At 60.4% G+C, this 16580-nt stretch carries 15 protein-coding genes; 7 read left to right on the top strand and 8 right to left on the bottom strand.

The annotated features are described in order from the left end of the window. The first annotated feature begins 230 nt into the window (after positions 1–230). The gene (locus tag FQ192_RS16900; RefSeq protein ID WP_149659597.1) at positions 231–1511 is read left to right on the top strand and encodes a hypothetical protein; all 1281 of its coding nucleotides are present in this window, start codon (positions 231–233) and stop codon (positions 1509–1511) included. A gap of 56 nt (positions 1512–1567) precedes the next feature. Here the strand turns inward: FQ192_RS16900 and FQ192_RS16905 are convergent, their stop codons facing one another. From FQ192_RS16905 to bioB, 6 genes are all read right to left on the bottom strand, one after another. Beyond that, entirely contained in the window at positions 1568–1864 is a 297-nt protein-coding gene (locus FQ192_RS16905; RefSeq protein WP_149659598.1) for a pyrroloquinoline quinone biosynthesis protein PqqE, read from the bottom strand. 109 nt (positions 1865–1973) lie between these two features. After that, entirely contained in the window at positions 1974–2654 is a 681-nt protein-coding gene (gene bioD / locus FQ192_RS16910; protein ID WP_149659599.1) for a dethiobiotin synthase, read from the bottom strand. Next, complete coding sequence (gene bioC, locus FQ192_RS16915) at positions 2651–3463, bottom strand: malonyl-ACP O-methyltransferase BioC (protein WP_149659600.1); 813 nt, start codon at positions 3461–3463, stop codon at positions 2651–2653. The genes bioD and bioC overlap by 4 nt, the downstream gene beginning before the upstream one ends. Continuing rightward, positions 3456–4187, bottom strand: a complete 732-nt coding sequence (locus FQ192_RS16920) for an alpha/beta fold hydrolase (RefSeq protein ID WP_149659601.1) — start codon at positions 4185–4187, stop codon at positions 3456–3458. Before FQ192_RS16920 ends, bioC begins: the two co-directional genes overlap by 8 nt. Further along, positions 4180–5358: an 8-amino-7-oxononanoate synthase gene (gene bioF / locus FQ192_RS16925; protein ID WP_149659602.1), complete on the bottom strand. Its 1179-nt coding sequence runs from the start codon at positions 5356–5358 to the stop codon at positions 4180–4182. The genes FQ192_RS16920 and bioF overlap by 8 nt, the downstream gene beginning before the upstream one ends. A gap of 131 nt (positions 5359–5489) precedes the next feature. Then, on the bottom strand, positions 5490–6545 hold the full coding sequence (gene bioB, locus FQ192_RS16930; RefSeq protein WP_123513110.1) for a biotin synthase BioB: 1056 nt from the start codon (positions 6543–6545) through the stop codon (positions 5490–5492). Positions 6546–6638: 93 nt separating this feature from the next. Between bioB and FQ192_RS16935 the strand changes: the two genes are divergently transcribed. From FQ192_RS16935 to rarD, 5 genes are all read left to right on the top strand, one after another. Then, on the top strand, positions 6639–7373 hold the full coding sequence (locus FQ192_RS16935) for a ComF family protein (protein ID WP_149659603.1): 735 nt from the start codon (positions 6639–6641) through the stop codon (positions 7371–7373). Between the two features lie 67 nt (positions 7374–7440). After that, positions 7441–8205, top strand: a complete 765-nt coding sequence (locus FQ192_RS16940; protein WP_149659604.1) for a TOBE domain-containing protein — start codon at positions 7441–7443, stop codon at positions 8203–8205. A 58-nt stretch (positions 8206–8263) separates the two neighbouring features. Further along, entirely contained in the window at positions 8264–10165 is a 1902-nt protein-coding gene (locus FQ192_RS16945; RefSeq protein ID WP_149659605.1) for a PhoX family phosphatase, read from the top strand. Between the two features lie 220 nt (positions 10166–10385). Further along, positions 10386–11360: a serine/threonine protein kinase gene (locus FQ192_RS16950; RefSeq protein ID WP_054616850.1), complete on the top strand. Its 975-nt coding sequence runs from the start codon at positions 10386–10388 to the stop codon at positions 11358–11360. Between the two features lie 163 nt (positions 11361–11523). After that, a complete protein-coding gene (gene rarD, locus FQ192_RS16955; protein WP_149659606.1) occupies positions 11524–12411 on the top strand; it encodes an EamA family transporter RarD in 888 nt (295 codons plus the stop codon). 217 nt (positions 12412–12628) lie between these two features. On the opposite strand, the gene FQ192_RS16960 is transcribed toward rarD, so the two are convergent. Then, the gene (locus FQ192_RS16960; RefSeq protein WP_123410579.1) at positions 12629–13147 is read right to left on the bottom strand and encodes a glycine cleavage system protein R; all 519 of its coding nucleotides are present in this window, start codon (positions 13145–13147) and stop codon (positions 12629–12631) included. Between the two features lie 539 nt (positions 13148–13686). On the opposite strand from FQ192_RS16960, the gene FQ192_RS16965 reads away from it, so the two are divergent. Next, the gene (locus tag FQ192_RS16965) at positions 13687–15864 is read left to right on the top strand and encodes a malate synthase G (RefSeq protein ID WP_149659607.1); all 2178 of its coding nucleotides are present in this window, start codon (positions 13687–13689) and stop codon (positions 15862–15864) included. 227 nt (positions 15865–16091) lie between these two features. Here the strand turns inward: FQ192_RS16965 and FQ192_RS16970 are convergent, their stop codons facing one another. Continuing rightward, positions 16092–16538, bottom strand: a complete 447-nt coding sequence (locus tag FQ192_RS16970) for a response regulator (protein WP_149659608.1) — start codon at positions 16536–16538, stop codon at positions 16092–16094. Between the last annotated feature and the right edge of the window lie 42 nt (positions 16539–16580).

Genomic DNA, 16580 nt, shown 5'->3' on the forward strand with positions numbered 1-16580 from the left:
CCACTTAGCGTAGTGAAGTTGAAAAACGCGGCTGAACAGGTCGAGGTGACCCTGGACGCTTTATGCCCGATATACCTGAAAAAACGTGAAAAACACTTTAATAGCTATAAAAAACTGTCACATCTGACAGTTACTGCGGAGGCAAAAAACACTTTCAATGTGACGAACGATAGCTTCGCGAACCTGCAATGAAGCTTCGAATTTGAACGTGCGTACTCGAGGAGAATGTCATGCCCCCTTCAACAAACGCTCAATCGCGCCAGGCTGGCGACATAGACACGAGCTTTGGCACCGATGGATATCTTGATACCGGCGGCTTCAGTGAATTAGGCAGGACACTGACGATGGCCCTGTCCAAAAACGGCGTCATTACTCATGCGACAGAACTTTACGGAAAGATGTCGATTGACCGCGCACTGATCGATGGAACAAAGGACGCGGGTTTCAACGCACAAAGATGGAATTTCGAGGAGGGTGACAACTCCCGTCCCAATCGTCTGCTTTTACAAAAGCTCACCGATAATGAACAAGACGAAAGGATTGTCATCGTTGGCGAGTCCTTAGTCAGGGATGAGCCAACGGGAATGCCTCGCTATCGACCTGCCGTTATGCGCTTGCTTGCAAACGGCAGTCCGGATCTGGTGTTCGGCCGCAGAATCCTGCCGCAACCGGACAATTCACATCCTGAATATGGTTTCGCCAGACCCACCAGCGATGGCTGCTTACAGCAAGATGGCAAAATTCTTATTACGGCGACTTACCTTACTGGCAACCTGTACGAAAGCAACAGCAGGCTGTACTGCGTCACGAGAACCGGTGAGCTGGACAATCAATTTGGTCAGGGCGGTTTTGTTGAGATCCGGCTTCATGACAAACCATCACACGTTTGTGCCGTGCAGATTCAGAGCAATGGCAACATAGTCGTAGCGGGATACGACTCTGGCAATGTGACACTTGCCCGTTACTCACCTTCCGGGGTACTCGACAACTCCTTCGGGGATGACGGCTTTATTGATATACCCACCGAACCGACATCCGAAAAAGTCAGTGCCCCAACGACTTTAATCAATCTCCCGTCCCGGCTCCTTGTAATGGATGACAACCGAATAGTTTTCACGGGCTTCAGAAACACCTCCGGTAGAGACCAGGGTTTGATAATGCGACTGACCGCGGACGGTCGACCCGATTCGAGTTTCAACGGTGGCGAACTGGTGTATTTCGAGCGCGACTCGATGGACGTTGAGTTGACGACCGTTGCAATACAACCCGATCGAAAAATCGTAGTTGCAGGCAGAGGAGTCAACCGTGAACTCCCCTTGAATCAAATCTATGGTCATAAATGGCGGTTGCTCGAAAATGGCAGTCTCGACCCGACATTCAACAGCGAATCACTCAGGGGTGAATTTGCCGATATTGCCATCCAGACTAACGGACGCATTCTTCTCGCCGGCAGCAGCGGCTTCGCCTGGTCCTCACGCTTTCCGAAAATCACAGCGCTTACGGGTCAGTGAAAACCCCAGACAAAAAAAATGCGCTCATCCGAGCGCATTTTTTGCAGGGGACAACTTCACGCGTACGTATCAATCAACGTCCCCAGCATTTCATCGGAAGCCTTGGCCACTTTCGCGCCGAGCTCAACCTGAAACTTGCCTTGGGACATCTCGACCACATTGCTGGCGAGGTCGGCTTCCTGACTGCGATCAACCGAACGCAAACGATCGACCTGAGACTCGGAAGACTGGCTGGACTGCGAACGTTCAATGACGGTGCTGGCGATCTGGCCGGCAGCCTGATCGACACGGTTCTGCCCGGTCTGAATAGTGCTCAGACCGGCATAAAAAGCGGTGTTACCTGAGATTTCCATGGGAGAACTCGTCCTTATGAAGGATCAACAGCGGCCATTGAAGCAGACACCCACGCAAAACACCCGACAAAAACACTAATGGCACAGTGCCTTGCCATAGGCAAAAACATTAATCCAGCAGATCCAGCTGGAGATGCTCAGCCACCGCCTGCGCCGTCACCGACTTGAGTTTCGGCACCCGGCCCAGGCACGGCGCGGGTATCCGCTCGGCCAACGTGGCGAGGTTCTCCTCCAGGCGCGAAGTCTTCGGCTCAATGATGTTGGCCACCCATCCCGCCAACTGCAGCCCATCGTTGGCAATCGCCTCAGCCGTCAGCAATGCATGGTTGATGCAACCCAGGCGCACGCCGACCACCAGGATGACCGGCAGATCCAGGGCCATCGCCAGATCCGAAAGATTATCCTGATCCGCCAACGGCACGCGCCAGCCACCCGCACCTTCTATCAAGGTGAAGTCCGCGTTGAGGTCCAGGATTTCGCGCATCGGCGTCAATAAGGATTGCACCGTCAGCGCGATGCCCGCCTCTCGCGCCGCCAGGTGCGGGGCGATCGCTGGCTCGAACGCCACCGGATTGACCTGTGCATACGTCAGCGGCACCGAACATTGCGCCAGCAACGCCAGTGCATCGGCGTTGCGCAATCCTTTGGGGGTCACCTCACAGCCGGAAGCGACCGGTTTGCCCGCCGCCGTACTCAGGCCCGCCAAGCGTGCGGCATGCAGCAAACCCGCCGCCACGGTGGTCTTGCCGACATCGGTGTCAGTGCCGGTGATGAAATACGCTGCGCTCATAAGGGTTTCTCCAACACGGCGTAAACCACTTGATAAGTCGCCGGCAGTCCCTGTGCCTGACGAAACTGCTCATACGCCTCGATCAAGCCGAGAATCCTTGCCCGGCCAGTCAAACCGCCAGGCCGACCGGGGTTCAGGTTATGCGCGCCCAACGCCTTGAGCTCGTGGGTCAAGCTGCGCACATCCGGGTAATGCAACACATGTGGACGGGTTTGCAGGCTGGCGACGTTCAAGCCACTGGCCGCGCACAGCTGTTGATATGTCTCGAATTCGCGGAAACGGTTGACGTGCACCATGCCATCCACCTGACGCCAACTGTCACGCAATTCGTACAACGTGCCGACACACAGGCTAGCAAACGCGAAAATTCCGCCCGGTTTCAATGCCCGATGCGCCTCGCTGAGCACGCCAGCAAAGTCCGAACACCACTGCACCGCGAGGCTGGAGAAGATCAGGTCACAGGTCGAATCCCGCAACGGCAACCGTTCGGCATCGCCGGCGATGAAATGCGTGGCACCGCCCAATGGCCGGGCGTGATTGAGCATACCTTCGGCGATGTCCAGCGCCACCCCGTGACTCGCCGCAAAACGCTCACCCAGCGCACGGCTGAAATGCCCGGTGCCGCAGCCCAGGTCCAGCCAGCGACCGGGCACAAAATCATCGGGTAACCGGCGCAACAACTCGCTGCCGACATCGCGCTGCAACTGCGCCACGCTGTCGTAGCTGGCCGCCGCACGGGAAAAGGACGCTGCCACCTGGCGCTTGTCGGGCAAGCCGCCGGGCAGGTTGGGAAGGGATAAATCAGTCATCGCCGGACTCATGCAAAAAAGCCTGGATCGCCCCCGCCACACCGTGGGGGTCTTCCAGAAGAAACGCGTGGCTGGCCTGTTCGATCAGGCCGATTTCGACATCCGGCAACAACGCCAGCAAGTCCCCCGCCGCTTCGGCCGGGACCAGCCCATCAAGGCCGGCGAACAGGTGCAGTTGCGGGCCACGAAAGGCCTGCAACGCTTGCCGGGTATCCAGTTGCGCGAGCACTTCCAGGCCGCTCATCAACACCTGGGCCGACGTATGCGGCGCGCCGCCGAGCAACAATCGCGACAAACCGCGCGGGTCTTCGGCGCCTTGGGCGCAAAGCAGCGAGAACCGTTTCAAGGTCATGCGTGGATCGGCGCCACAACCCGCCAGAAACGCATCAAACGTTTCGCCGGGCATCGCGCTCGGCCATTGCTCATGGGCGACAAACGAAGGATTGCTCGCCAGGGTCAGCAAGCCGCAGCAACGATCACCGCGCCGCGCCGCCAATTCCGAGGCGAGCATCCCGCCCAACGACCAACCACCGAGCCAAGTGTCCTGAGGCACGGTCGAGTCCAGCTCATCGAGCCACTCTTCAAGATCGCCGGACTCCAGCTCCGGCAACGGCTCGATCTCGACCCGCAGGTGTTCATCCAGTCCCTGCAACGCTGCCGCCAGCGGTTCCAGCGGCGAAACCCCGAGACCCCAACCGGGCAGCAGAATCAGTCGATCACGCATGGCTTGGCTCCGGTCCCAGTTGTGCAAAACAATCGGCCAGTCCATTTAACAATAGCTGCACCTGTGCCTCGCTGTGGGCGGCGGTCAGGGTCACCCGCAGGCGGGCGCTGCCGGCCGGCACGGTCGGTGGGCGGATCGCGGTGACCATCAGGCCACGCTCGCGCAGCATCTGCGACAGTCGAACCGCGCGGCCGGCGTTGCCGATCATGATCGGTTGAATCGGGGTAAAGCTGTCCATGAGTTCCAGGCCGATCTGCTCGGCCCCTCGACGAAATTGACGGATCAGCACCTTAAGGTGCTCGCGCCGCCAATGCTCGCTGCGCAGTAATTCAAGGCTTTTCAGCGTCGCACAGGCCAGGGCCGGCGGTTGGCTGGTGGTGTAGATGTAGGGACGGGCGAACTGGATCAGGCTTTCGACCAACTCTTCGCTGCCCGCCACAAACGCACCGGCCGTGCCGAACGCCTTGCCGAGGGTGCCGACCAACACCGGCACATCTTCCTGACTCAAACCAAAATGCTCGACGATCCCTGCGCCATTGGCGCCCAGCGGGCCAAAGCCGTGGGCGTCATCCACCATCAGCCACGCGCCTTTGGCCTTGGTTTCCCGGGCCAGCGCCGGCAGGTCGGCGAGATCGCCATCCATGCTGAACACGCCGTCGGTGACCACCAGCGTGTTGCCGGTGGCTTTCTCCAGGCGCTTGGCCAGGCTGCCCGCGTCGTTGTGCAGATAACGATTGAACCGCGCACCGGACAACAGGCCGGCATCGAGCAACGACGCGTGATTGAGCCGGTCTTCCAGCACCGTATCGCCCTGCCCGACCAGCGCAGTGACCGCGCCGAGGTTGGCCATGTAACCGGTGGTGAACAGCAGCGCCCGCGGACGACCGGTCAGGTCGGCCAGGGCTTCTTCCAGCTCATGATGCGGCGTGCTGTGACCAATGACCAAGTGCGACGCCCCACCGCCGACGCCCCACCGCGCCGCGCCGGCGCGCCAGGCTTCGATCACTTGCGGGTGATTGGCTAAACCCAGGTAATCGTTGTTACAGAACGCCAGCAATGGCTGACCGTCGACCACCACTTCCGGGCCTTGAGGGCTTTCGAGCAGTGGGCGTTGGCGATAGAGATTTTCGGCACGACGGGCAATAAGACGCGCGCTGAGATCGAAAGACATGCAGACCTCGCGAGTAGGAAAGAGGTATAGCCCCTGTAGGAGCGAGGCTTGCCCGCGAAGGCATCACCGCGGTCATTCAGATAGACCTAGGTGTCTCATTCGCGGGCAAGCCTCGCTCCTACAGAAAGCGGTCAAACAGCGGCGTTATAGAACTGCTCGCTGCTCTTCTGCTCGACCAATGCCTGCTCGATGGCCGCTTGATGCACTTCATCGGCGTGCTCTTCGCGCGCTTCCGGCAGGATCCCCAGGCGCCCGAACAGTTGCATGTCCTTGTCAGCCTGGGGGTTGGCGGTGGTCAGCAGTTTGTCGCCGTAGAAAATCGAGTTGGCGCCGGCGAAGAAGGCCAGGGCCTGCATCTGCTCGTTCATCGCTTCGCGGCCGGCGGACAGGCGCACGTGGGATTGCGGCATCAGGATGCGGGCGACAGCGAGCATACGGATGAAGTCGAACGGGTCGATGTCATCGGCGTTTTCCAGCGGCGTACCAGCGACTTTCACCAGCATGTTGATCGGCACCGACTCCGGATGCTCCGGCAGGTTGGCCAACTGGATCAGCAGGTTGGCGCGGTCGTCGAGGGACTCGCCCATGCCGAGGATGCCGCCGGAGCAGATCTTCATCCCCGATTCCCGCACGTAGGCCAGGGTTTGCAGCCGCTCACCGTAGGTGCGGGTGGTGATGATGCTGCCGTAGAACTCCGGCGAGGTGTCGAGGTTGTGGTTGTAGTAGTCGAGGCCGGCGTCGGCCAGCGCAACGGTCTGGTCCTGGTCGAGGCGACCGAGGGTCATGCAGGTTTCAAGGCCCATGGCTTTCACGCCCTTGACCATCTCCAGCACGTACGGCATGTCTTTGGCCGACGGATGTTTCCACGCCGCGCCCATGCAGAAACGGGTCGAACCGATGGCCTTGGCGCGAGCGGCCTCTTCGAGGACCTTCTGCACTTCCATCAGCTTTTCTTTTTCCAGGCCGGTGTTGTAGTGACCGGACTGCGGACAATATTTGCAATCTTCCGGGCAGGCGCCGGTTTTGATCGACAGCAGCGTCGAAACCTGGACCCGATTGGCGTCGAAATGCGCGCGATGCACCGTCTGGGCCTGGAACAACAGGTCATTGAATGGCTGAACGAAGAGTGCTTTGACTTCGGCCAAAGACCAGTCATGACGCAGGGTTGCAGAGGTACTGGCGCTCATGGGCGTTTCCTTTGTTTTATGCTTGGCAAGCGGCCGGGGGAATGGAATACCCACAGGCGCGACACGGATGTTCGGCATATTTAAGGAAGAGCGATGCGCTGTCAACCACGTTACGATGGACCGGTTTACATCTGGTTAAAAAACAAACAATCCTGCCTGCTCTGTTCAGAGCATGCCGACCACACCACGCCCCTGTGCATCGCCTGCGAAACCGAACTGCCCTGGCTCGGCGATCACTGCCAGACCTGCGCCCTGCCCTTGCCGGCTTCCGGCCTGACGTGCGGCCAATGCCTGCAACAGCCGCCGGCCTTCGAGCGAGTGGCGGCGCCCTGGACCTACAGCTTTCCGCTGGACACGCTGATTACACGTTTCAAACACAACGCCAAGTGGCCACTTGGCCGCTTGCTCGGCGAACTGCTTGCCCAATTCCTGCAACATCGCTTCGATGAAGACCTGGAGCGACCCGATGCGCTGATCCCCGTGCCGCTGGCCACCCGGCGTCTGCGCCAACGCGGCTTCAACCAGGCGGCGATGCTCGCGCGCTGGCTTAGTGAAAGCCTGACTATTCCTTGCGATGAAACGTTGTTGCTGAGAACTCAGGACACCAGCGCCCAACAGGACCTGAATGCCCAGGCGCGCAAACGCAACCTGCGCCACGCCTTCACCCTGGCGCCCGGCGCAGCGGTCGCGGGCCGGCATCTGGCCTTGATCGATGACGTGCTGACCACCGGCGCTACCGCGCAAACCCTGGCTCGCTTGCTGATGGACGCCGGTGCCGCCCGGGTCGATGTCTATTGCCTGGCCCGCACCCCCAAACCCGGCGAGTGACCCGACTTGACTCCCGAGCCCCAAGTCGCCAACGTCCTCTCATTGCCACCGCCCAAAGCACCTCGCCATGTCCTTGCCTACGTTGTTGTCCCAACACATTGTCCGTCGCCCGCAGCGCATCGCCCTGCTGCAACACATCGCCGAACAGGGCTCGATCACCCGCGCCGCGAAAAGCGCGGGCCTGAGTTACAAAGCGGCGTGGGATGCCATCGACGAACTGAACAACCTCGCACAAAAACCCCTGGTGGAACGCAGTGTCGGCGGCAAGGGTGGCGGTGGCGCGAAGTTGTCCGAAGAGGGTCAACGGGTCCTGCGCCTGTATCAAAAGCTGCAAGTGTTGCAGGCCCAGGTGCTGGAAGCGGCCGAAGACGCCAGCGATCTCGACCTGCTGGGTCGGCTGATGTTGCGCACCAGCGCGCGCAATCAACTGCACGGCAAAGTCGTGGCGATCGAGTCCCAGGGGCGTAATGACCGCATTCGTCTTGAGCTGGCTGAAGGCCTGAGCATCGACGCGCAGATCACTCACGACAGCACCCTGCGCCTGGAGCTGCAAAGCGGCACCGAGGTCGTAGCTCTGATCAAGGCCGGATGGCTGGAACTGCTGGCCATCGAGCAGACTGCAACACCTGGCAACAATTGCCTGAACGGCATTATCGAGGAGATTCTCGATGCCGAAGACGGCCCCAGCGAAGTGCGCATCGGCCTGCCCAATGGCCAGACACTCTGCGCCCTGGCCGAGCCACTGCATTTGAGAACCTCCGGCCTTGGCGTCGACCGACCGGTGCGGGTGCAGTTTGCGCCGTCCAACGTCCTGCTCGGCACGCCGCTCTGAAACAAAACCTTCACTGACGCTCATTAAGGTGACTGCAAAAACCCGCAGGGAGCCTGATGTGAGCCTATTAGAAGAAAACCAACCCACCGACCTGGAAAAAATGGTCGGCCTCAGCCGTCGTGGCTTCATCAGCGCCGGCGCCCTCTGCGGTGCGGCGATGTTCCTCGGCGGCAACCTGCTGAGCCGCAGCGTGCTGGCCGCTAGTGTCAGCGCCGGCTCCAGCAAACTGCTGGGCTTCAACAGCATCGCCGCCGCCACGACCGACACCATCACCCTGCCACCAGGTTACAAATCCTCGGTGTTGATCAGTTGGGGCCAGCCGCTGCAAAAGAACGGTCCGGCCTTCGATCCCAGCGGCAACGGCACCGCCCAGGCCCAGGAAGTCCAGTTCGGCGACAACAACGACGGCATGAGCCTGTTTGAGTTTCCCGGCGACAAAGACCGGGCGCTGATGGCGATCAACAACGAATACACCAACTACCGCTACCTCTACCCCCACGGCGGCATGCCGCAATCGGCGGAAGATGTGCGTAAAGCACTGGCCTGTGAAGGTGTTTCGGTGATTGAAGTGCAGCGTCGCCGTGGCCAGTGGGAGTTTGTTCAGGGCTCGCGCTACAACCGGCGCATCCACGGTAACTCGCCACTGCGCTTGAGCGGCCCGGCCGCCGGTCACGATCTGCTGAAAACCAGCGCTGACAAGCACGGCAAGAAAGTCCTCGGCACCTTCCAGAACTGCGCCAACGGCAAGACGCCATGGGGCACCTACCTGACCTGCGAAGAAAACTTCACTGATTGCTTCGGCAGCAGCAATGCCGAGCAAAAATTCGATGCCGCGCAAAAACGCTACGGCGCCGTGGCCGCCAGTAAAGAAATCAACTGGCACCCGCACGACCCGCGTTTCGATCTGGCGAAGAACCCCAACGAACTCAACCGTCACGGCTGGGTGGTGGAAATCGACCCGTTCGACCCGCAATCGACCCCGGTCAAACGCACCGCCCTGGGTCGCTTCAAGCATGAAAACGCCGCCCTGGCCGAAACCAGTGACGGGCGCGCCGTGGTCTACATGGGCGACGATGAGCGCGGCGAGTTCATCTACAAATTCGTCAGCCGCGACAAGATCAATCACCGCAACCCCAAGGCCAACCGCGACCTGCTGGACCACGGCACGTTATACGTCGCGCGTTTCGACGCGGGTGACGGCAATGCCGATCACCCGAAAGGCCAGGGCCAGTGGATCGAGCTGACCCACGGCAAAAACGGCATCGACGCCAGCAGCGGCTTTGCCGATCAGGCCGAAGTGCTGATTCACGCGCGCCTCGCCGCCAGCGTGGTCAACGCCACGCGCATGGACCGCCCGGAATGGATCGTCGTCAGCCCCAAGGATGGCCAGGTTTATTGCACCCTGACCAACAACGCCAAGCGCGGCGAAGAAGGCCAACCGGTCGGCGGGCCAAATCCACGGGAGAAGAACGTCTACGGGCAGATCCTGCGCTGGCGCACCGACCGTGACGATCACGGCTCGAAAAGCTTTGCCTGGGATCTGTTTGTGGTCGCCGGTAATCCGGGGGTGCACGCCGGCACGCCGAAGGGCGGGTCGTCGAACATCACCCCGCAGAACATGTTCAACAGCCCGGACGGTTTGGGCTTCGACAAGGCCGGGCGCTTGTGGATTCTCACCGATGGCGATTCGAGCAATGCCGGAGACTTCGCGGGCATGGGCAATAACCAGATGCTCTGCGCCGACCCGGTGACCGGGGAAATCCGTCGGTTCATGGTCGGGCCGATTGGTTGCGAAGTGACGGGGATCAGCTTTTCGCCGGACCAGAAAACCCTGTTCGTCGGGATTCAGCATCCGGGGGAAAACGGTGGGTCGACGTTCCCTGAGCATTTGCCCAATGGCAAGCCGCGGTCTTCGGTGATGGCCATTTCTCGGGAAGATGGCGGGGTCGTCGGCGCCTGATAGGCCTCTTCGCGGGCAAGCCTCGCGCCTACAGGTCGTCATGATCGCTCCCACGCTCTGCGTGGGAATGCAGCCCGGGACGCTCCGCGTCCCACAAGCGGACGCGGAGCGTCCGGTGAGGCATTCCCACCCAGAGCGTGGGAACGATCCCACTATAGAAGCCCCGTCTGCGCTACCATGCTTGGCCGGACGCGGCAGCCTGCTGCGCGCAGGAGTCAGCATGGCCCACCCGTTTGCAACCCTCACCCCAGACCTCGTCCTCGATGCCGTCGAAAGCATCGGCTTTCTCAGCGACGCGCGCATTCTGGCGCTCAACAGCTACGAAAACCGCGTCTATCAAGTCGGCATCGAAGACTCCGAGCCGCTGATCGCCAAGTTCTACCGCCCGCAACGCTGGACCAACGAAGCGATCCTCGAAGAACACCAATTCACCTTCGAACTCGCCGAATGCGATGTGCCGGTGGTCGCGCCAATGATTCACAACGGCGCCAGCCTGCACGAACACGCAGGGTTCCGCTTCACCCTGTTCCCCCGCCGTGGCGGCCGCGCGCCGGAGCCGGGCAATCTGGATCAACTGTATCGCCTGGGCCAATTGCTCGGGCGCCTGCACGCCGTGGGCGCGACCAAGCCGTTCGAGCACCGCGAAGCACTGGGCGTGAAGAACTTCGGCCACGATTCGCTGAACACTTTGCTTGAAGGCAATTTCGTCCCCAAAAGTCTGCTGCCGGCCTACGAGTCCGTGGCCCGCGACCTGCTCAAGCGAGTCGAAGAGGTCTACAAGGCGACGCCACACCAGAACATCCGCATGCACGGCGACTGCCACCCCGGCAACATGATGTGCCGCGACGAAATGTTCCACATCGTCGACCTCGACGACTGCCGCATGGGCCCGGCGGTGCAGGACATCTGGATGATGCTCGCCGGGGATCGTCAGGAATGCCTTGGGCAATTGTCGGAATTGATGGACGGCTACAACGAGTTTCACGACTTCGACCCGCGGGAATTGGCGCTCATCGAACCGTTGCGGGCATTGCGCCTGATGCACTACAGCGCCTGGCTGGCCCGGCGCTGGGACGACCCGGCGTTCCCCCACAGCTTTCCGTGGTTTGGTAGCGAGCGGTATTGGGGCGATCAGGTACTGGCGTTGCGTGAGCAGTTGTCGGCGCTCAACGAAGAACCCCTGAAACTCTTCTAAACGCCGCAACCCCTGTAGGAGCGAGGCTTGCCCGCGAAGAACGATAACGCGATACATCAGACAGACCGCGTCATCGTTCTTCGCGGGCAAGCCTCGCTCCTACAAAAAACAAAACACATCTATACAATCCCCCCTTTGTTAGCTGCCTAAGCAAGGACTCTGCATGCAAGCCGCCAACCCGCGTCGCGGGTACATCCTGGGCCTGAGTGCCTACATCATCTGGGGACTTTTCCCGCTCTACTTCAAAGCCATCGCCTCGGTGCCGGCTGTAGAAATCATCATCCACCGGGTGCTCTGGTCCGCACTGTTTGGCGGTTTGCTGCTGATGGTCTGGAAGCATCCGGGCTGGTGGCAGGAGCTGCGCAACAACCCCAAACGCCTCGCGGTCCTGGCCCTGAGCGGCACGCTGATCGCCGCCAACTGGCTGACTTACGTGTGGTCGGTAAACAACGGTCGCATGCTCGAAGCCAGCCTCGGTTACTACATCAACCCGCTGGTGAACGTGTTGCTGGGGATGCTGATCCTCGGCGAGCGCTTGCGGCGCATGCAATGGCTGGCGGTGGGTCTGGCGGCGGTAGGCGTGGCGCAGCAGGTGTGGCAAGTCGGCAGTTTGCCGTGGGTGTCGCTGGTGCTGGCGCTGACCTTCGGCTTCTACGGACTGATCCGCAAACAGGCGCCAGTGAAGGCATTGCCGGGGCTGGTGGTGGAAACCTGGATGCTGGTGCCGATTGCGGTCGCGTGGTTGCTGTTCAACCCGGCGGCGGCCAGTGCGCAACCGGCGTTCTGGACCACGTCCGAGGCCTGGTGGCTGGTGGCCGCCGGCCCGGTAACGCTGGTGCCGCTGGTGTGTTTCAACGCCGCCGCACGGCATTTGCCCTACACCACGTTGGGATTTCTCCAGTACCTGGCGCCCACGCTGGTGTTGCTGCAAGCCGTGCTGCTGTTTGACGAACACTTGTCGTCCAGCACCCTGGTGGCATTTATCTTTATCTGGGCCGGCCTGGCGATTTACAGCGTCGATGCCGTGATCAGCATGCGCCGTCGCAGCTGATCAGAAAACGCACAAACCTCTACAGGCCATGTTCTGCGTGGCCTGCATCAATCCTTCCCAAGGTTATCCACAGCGTGATCCCCGCCGTTTGTGCGCAACTTGTTGAAACTGATGGTTTTTTGATCAGAACCTGAAAAGCCCCGGCCGGCGTGGCCTGGCGGGGTGTCTCTACAGGTTATCCACAGGCAGGTGCACGTATAACTTGGATAACCCTGTGTCAGGGTTCGCTGCGCAGCACCAATTCAACCATCAAGTCGTCGGCCAGGGTTTCCAGCCGCGATTGCAGCACGTCCAGAGACAGGGTCAGCGGCACCGCGAGAATGGCTTCGGCGTGAAACAGCGGCTCGCTGCTCATTGGCGCCGGACGTACTTCCGTGACCAGACGTTCCAGGTTCACCCCCTGCTCGCTCAACAAACGCGTGATATCGCGCACAATCCCCGGCCGATCATTGCCCACCAGCTCCATCGCTATCGGCTTCCAGGTGCAGGATTGCTCAATACCGCTTTCCGCGATCAATACGCGAATGCCATGGGCCGACAACGCCTGTAGGGCATCGACCAATTCGTCGTAGGCTTCCGCCGGCACACCCACCCGAAGAATCCCGGCGAACTGCCCGGCCATGCGCGACATGCGGCTTTCCAGCCAGTTACCGCCGTGCTCGGCGATGCATTGGGCAATGCGCTCGACCTGCCCTGCCTTGTCCGGTGCGAATACGGTGAGTACGAGGTGGTCCATGGCGCAGTCCTCTTTTGTTATTGAAAAAGAAGTATAGGCAAGGGCTGGTTCTGCGCTGAATGGGCTGACGCCTTCGCGGGCAAGCCTCGCTCCTACAGGGATCGCGCAAAACCTTGTAGGAGCGAAGCTTGCCCGCGAATGGCCCACTACCAATGAGCCTGCGAAAAACAAATCGTGTACAAGTTTTTATATTTAACTGGAACAATCCAATACTTTTTTGAGAACATCCCGTTCCCCGACATGACTGCAATGCGTCATGGGGTCGCAGAACGACGTAATTAGTCTAATTTTCACAAGCGCAATTCATCATGTAGTATGCCGCAGCGCGCACTACATAACGTTGGATCGATGTCTGCCACCGGCATACTCGCAACCCTGAAAGCCCCGTCAGCAAGGCCTCCAAGCCGTTGATTGGACCGAACCCAGCCGCCCGCAAGGGCATGTACTGGCGGACGGGTTTGTGGTTTAAATGGCCAGAGGCTTCATTGTCAAAATTGAAGAGCTGAAAAGCGAAATAGCTGAGCAGAGTGAGGCAAGCAATGACTGAACACGTTCAAGTCGGTGGCCTGCAGGTCGCCAAAGTCCTGTTCGACTTCGTGAACAACGAAGCCATTCCCGGTACCGGCCTCACCGCCGATAAGTTCTGGGCCGGTGCCGACAAGGTCATTCATGACCTGGCGCCGAAGAACAAAGCCCTACTCGCCAAACGCGATGATTTCCAGGCTCGTATCGACGGCTGGCACCAGGCCCGTGCCGGTCAGGCCCACGACGCCGTGGCTTATAAAGCCTTCTTGCAAGACATCGGTTATCTGCTGCCAGAAGCGGCCGATTTCCAGGCAACGACGAAAAACGTCGATGACGAAATCGCCCGCATGGCCGGCCCGCAACTCGTGGTGCCGGTGATGAACGCGCGCTTCGCGCTCAACGCCTCGAACGCCCGCTGGGGTTCGCTGTACGACGCGCTCTACGGCACCGACGCGATCAGCGAAGCGGACGGCGCGGAAAAAGGCAAAGGCTACAACAAGGTGCGCGGCGACAAGGTCATCGCCTTCGCCCGTGCCTTCCTCGACGAAGCGGCGCCTTTGGCGGCCGGCACTCACGTCGACTCCACCGCCTACAAAATCATCGACGGCAAACTGGTGGTTACCCTTAAAGGTGGCAGCAACACCGGCCTGCGCAACGATGCCCAGTTGATCGGCTTCCACGGCGAGGCCTCGGCCCCGACCGCGATCCTGCTGAAGAACAACGGCCTGCATTTCGAAATCCAGGTCGACGCCAGCACCCCGGTCGGCCAGACCGACGCAGCCGGCGTCAAAGACATCCTGATGGAAGCCGCGCTGACCACCATCATGGACTGCGAAGACTCCGTCGCCGCCGTCGATGCCGATGACAAAGTGGTGATCTACCGCAACTGGCTCGGCCTGATGAAGGGCGACCTGTCGGAAGAAGTCTCCAAGGGCGGCAAGACCTTTACCCGCACCATGAACGCCGATCGCACTTACACCGGTGTCGACGGTAAAGAATTGAGCCTGCACGGTCGTTCACTGTTGTTCGTGCGTAACGTTGGCCACTTGATGACCATCGACGCAATCCTCGACAGCCAGGGCAACGAAGTGCCGGAAGGCATTCTCGATGGCTTGGTGACGTCGCTGGCGGCGATCCACAGCCTCAACGGCCACAACTCGCGCAAGAACAGCCGCACGGGCTCGGTCTATATCGTGAAGCCGAAGATGCACGGCCCGGAAGAAGCGGCGTTCACCAACGAGCTGTTCGGGCGCATCGAAGACGTGCTCGACCTGCCGCGCAACACGCTGAAAGTCGGGATCATGGACGAGGAGCGCCGTACCACGGTCAACCTCAAGGCCTGCATCAAGGCCGCCAGCGAGCGCGTGGTGTTCATCAACACCGGTTTCCTCGACCGCACCGGCGATGAAATCCACACCTCCATGGAAGCCGGCCCGATGGTGCGCAAGGCTGACATGAAAGCCGAGAAGTGGATCGGCGCCTACGAAAACTGGAACGTCGATATCGGCTTGAGCACCGGCCTGCAAGGTCGCGCCCAGATCGGTAAAGGCATGTGGGCCATGCCCGACCTGATGGCGGCGATGCTCGAACAGAAAATCGCTCACCCACTGGCCGGCGCCAACACCGCTTGGGTGCCCTCGCCGACCGCCGCTGCGTTGCACGCGCTGCACTACCACAAGGTTGACGTGTTCGCCCGTCAGGCCGAACTGGCCAAACGTGCCCGCGCTTCGGTGGACGACATCCTGACCATCCCGCTGGCCGTCAATCCGAACTGGACGCCCGAGCAGATCAAGAACGAACTGGACAACAACGCCCAGGGCATTCTCGGTTATGTGGTGCGCTGGATCGACCAGGGCGTGGGTTGTTCGAAAGTGCCGGACATCAATGACGTCGGCCTGATGGAAGACCGCGCAACGCTGCGCATTTCCAGCCAGCACATCGCCAACTGGCTGCGTCATGGCATCGTGACTGAAGATCAGGTGATGGAAAGCCTCAAGCGCATGGCGCCGGTGGTTGACCGTCAAAACGCCAACGATGCGCTGTACCGTCCGCTGGCACCGAACTTCGACAGCAACATCGCCTTCCAGGCCGCGGTCGAACTGGTGATCGAAGGCACGAAGCAGCCGAACGGCTATACCGAGCCAGTGCTGCACCGTCGTCGTCGCGAGTTCAAGGCTGCCAATGGCTTGTAACTGAGCGTTGATGCCGCACAAAAAAAGGCCCTGATCTTTCGATCAGGGCCTTTTTTCATGGGCGAGCGCAATCTCCTGTGGCGAGGGAGCTTGCTCCCGCTCGGCTGCGCAGCAGTCGTAAAACCAGAAAACGAGGTGTGTCAGGAGTGCCGGAATTGGGGCTGCTTCGCAGCCCAGCGGGAGCAAGCTCCCTCGCTACAAAATGCGCCTCAATCCTGAAGCCTGTGTCAGGGCTCCATCCCCAACTCATGCTTGACCAACACCAGCAACTTGCCGGTATCAATTGGCTTGAGCAGGAAGTCCACCACGCTCAAATGCATAGCGGCAATCGCGTCTTTCACGTCGGCATCGCCGGAGACGATGATGATCGGCATCGCCGCCCGGACCGATTCACGCACCTGGCGGATCAGGTCCAGGCCATCCACATGCCCCATCCGCAGATCAGTGATTACCAGGCCAATCGAGGGGGTCGTGTCCAACAGTTTGAGCGCAGACTCGCCACTGGCGGCGGTCATGCAACGTACGCCATCCAGCGCAAGGATCTCCGATAACAGCTCACGAGCGTCTTTGTCGTCATCAACGATCAACACCCGCTGCGGCGGTAGATCAGGTTCCAGCATGATCGCACTGAGCGCCTCGCGCTCGGCGTCACTCAAAATATCGTGGTCGGACATGGCTTTCTCTACGTTTTCAATTCAATCCCCTAGCACAGTGGT

The sequence above is a fragment of the Pseudomonas sp. ANT_J12 genome (assembly GCF_008370045.1).
Taxonomy (GTDB): Bacteria; Pseudomonadota; Gammaproteobacteria; order Pseudomonadales; family Pseudomonadaceae; genus Aquipseudomonas.

Coding starts and splice junctions, on each gene's coding strand:
- rarD (WP_149659606.1), top strand. CDS start 11,524: ATGCAAGCCGCCAACCCGCGTCGCGGGTACATCCTGGGCCTGAGTGCC.
- bioC (WP_149659600.1), bottom strand. CDS start 3,463: ATGACTGATTTATCCCTTCCCAACCTGCCCGGCGGCTTGCCCGACAAG.
- FQ192_RS16950 (WP_054616850.1), top strand. CDS start 10,386: ATGGCCCACCCGTTTGCAACCCTCACCCCAGACCTCGTCCTCGATGCC.
- bioD (WP_149659599.1), bottom strand. CDS start 2,654: ATGAGCGCAGCGTATTTCATCACCGGCACTGACACCGATGTCGGCAAG.
- FQ192_RS16935 (WP_149659603.1), top strand. CDS start 6,639: ATGCGCTGTCAACCACGTTACGATGGACCGGTTTACATCTGGTTAAAA.
- FQ192_RS16905 (WP_149659598.1), bottom strand. CDS start 1,864: ATGGAAATCTCAGGTAACACCGCTTTTTATGCCGGTCTGAGCACTATT.
- FQ192_RS16960 (WP_123410579.1), bottom strand. CDS start 13,147: ATGGACCACCTCGTACTCACCGTATTCGCACCGGACAAGGCAGGGCAG.
- FQ192_RS16940 (WP_149659604.1), top strand. CDS start 7,441: ATGTCCTTGCCTACGTTGTTGTCCCAACACATTGTCCGTCGCCCGCAG.
- FQ192_RS16900 (WP_149659597.1), top strand. CDS start 231: ATGCCCCCTTCAACAAACGCTCAATCGCGCCAGGCTGGCGACATAGAC.
- bioF (WP_149659602.1), bottom strand. CDS start 5,358: ATGTCTTTCGATCTCAGCGCGCGTCTTATTGCCCGTCGTGCCGAAAAT.
- FQ192_RS16920 (WP_149659601.1), bottom strand. CDS start 4,187: ATGCGTGATCGACTGATTCTGCTGCCCGGTTGGGGTCTCGGGGTTTCG.
- FQ192_RS16965 (WP_149659607.1), top strand. CDS start 13,687: ATGACTGAACACGTTCAAGTCGGTGGCCTGCAGGTCGCCAAAGTCCTG.
- FQ192_RS16970 (WP_149659608.1), bottom strand. CDS start 16,538: ATGTCCGACCACGATATTTTGAGTGACGCCGAGCGCGAGGCGCTCAGT.
- bioB (WP_123513110.1), bottom strand. CDS start 6,545: ATGAGCGCCAGTACCTCTGCAACCCTGCGTCATGACTGGTCTTTGGCC.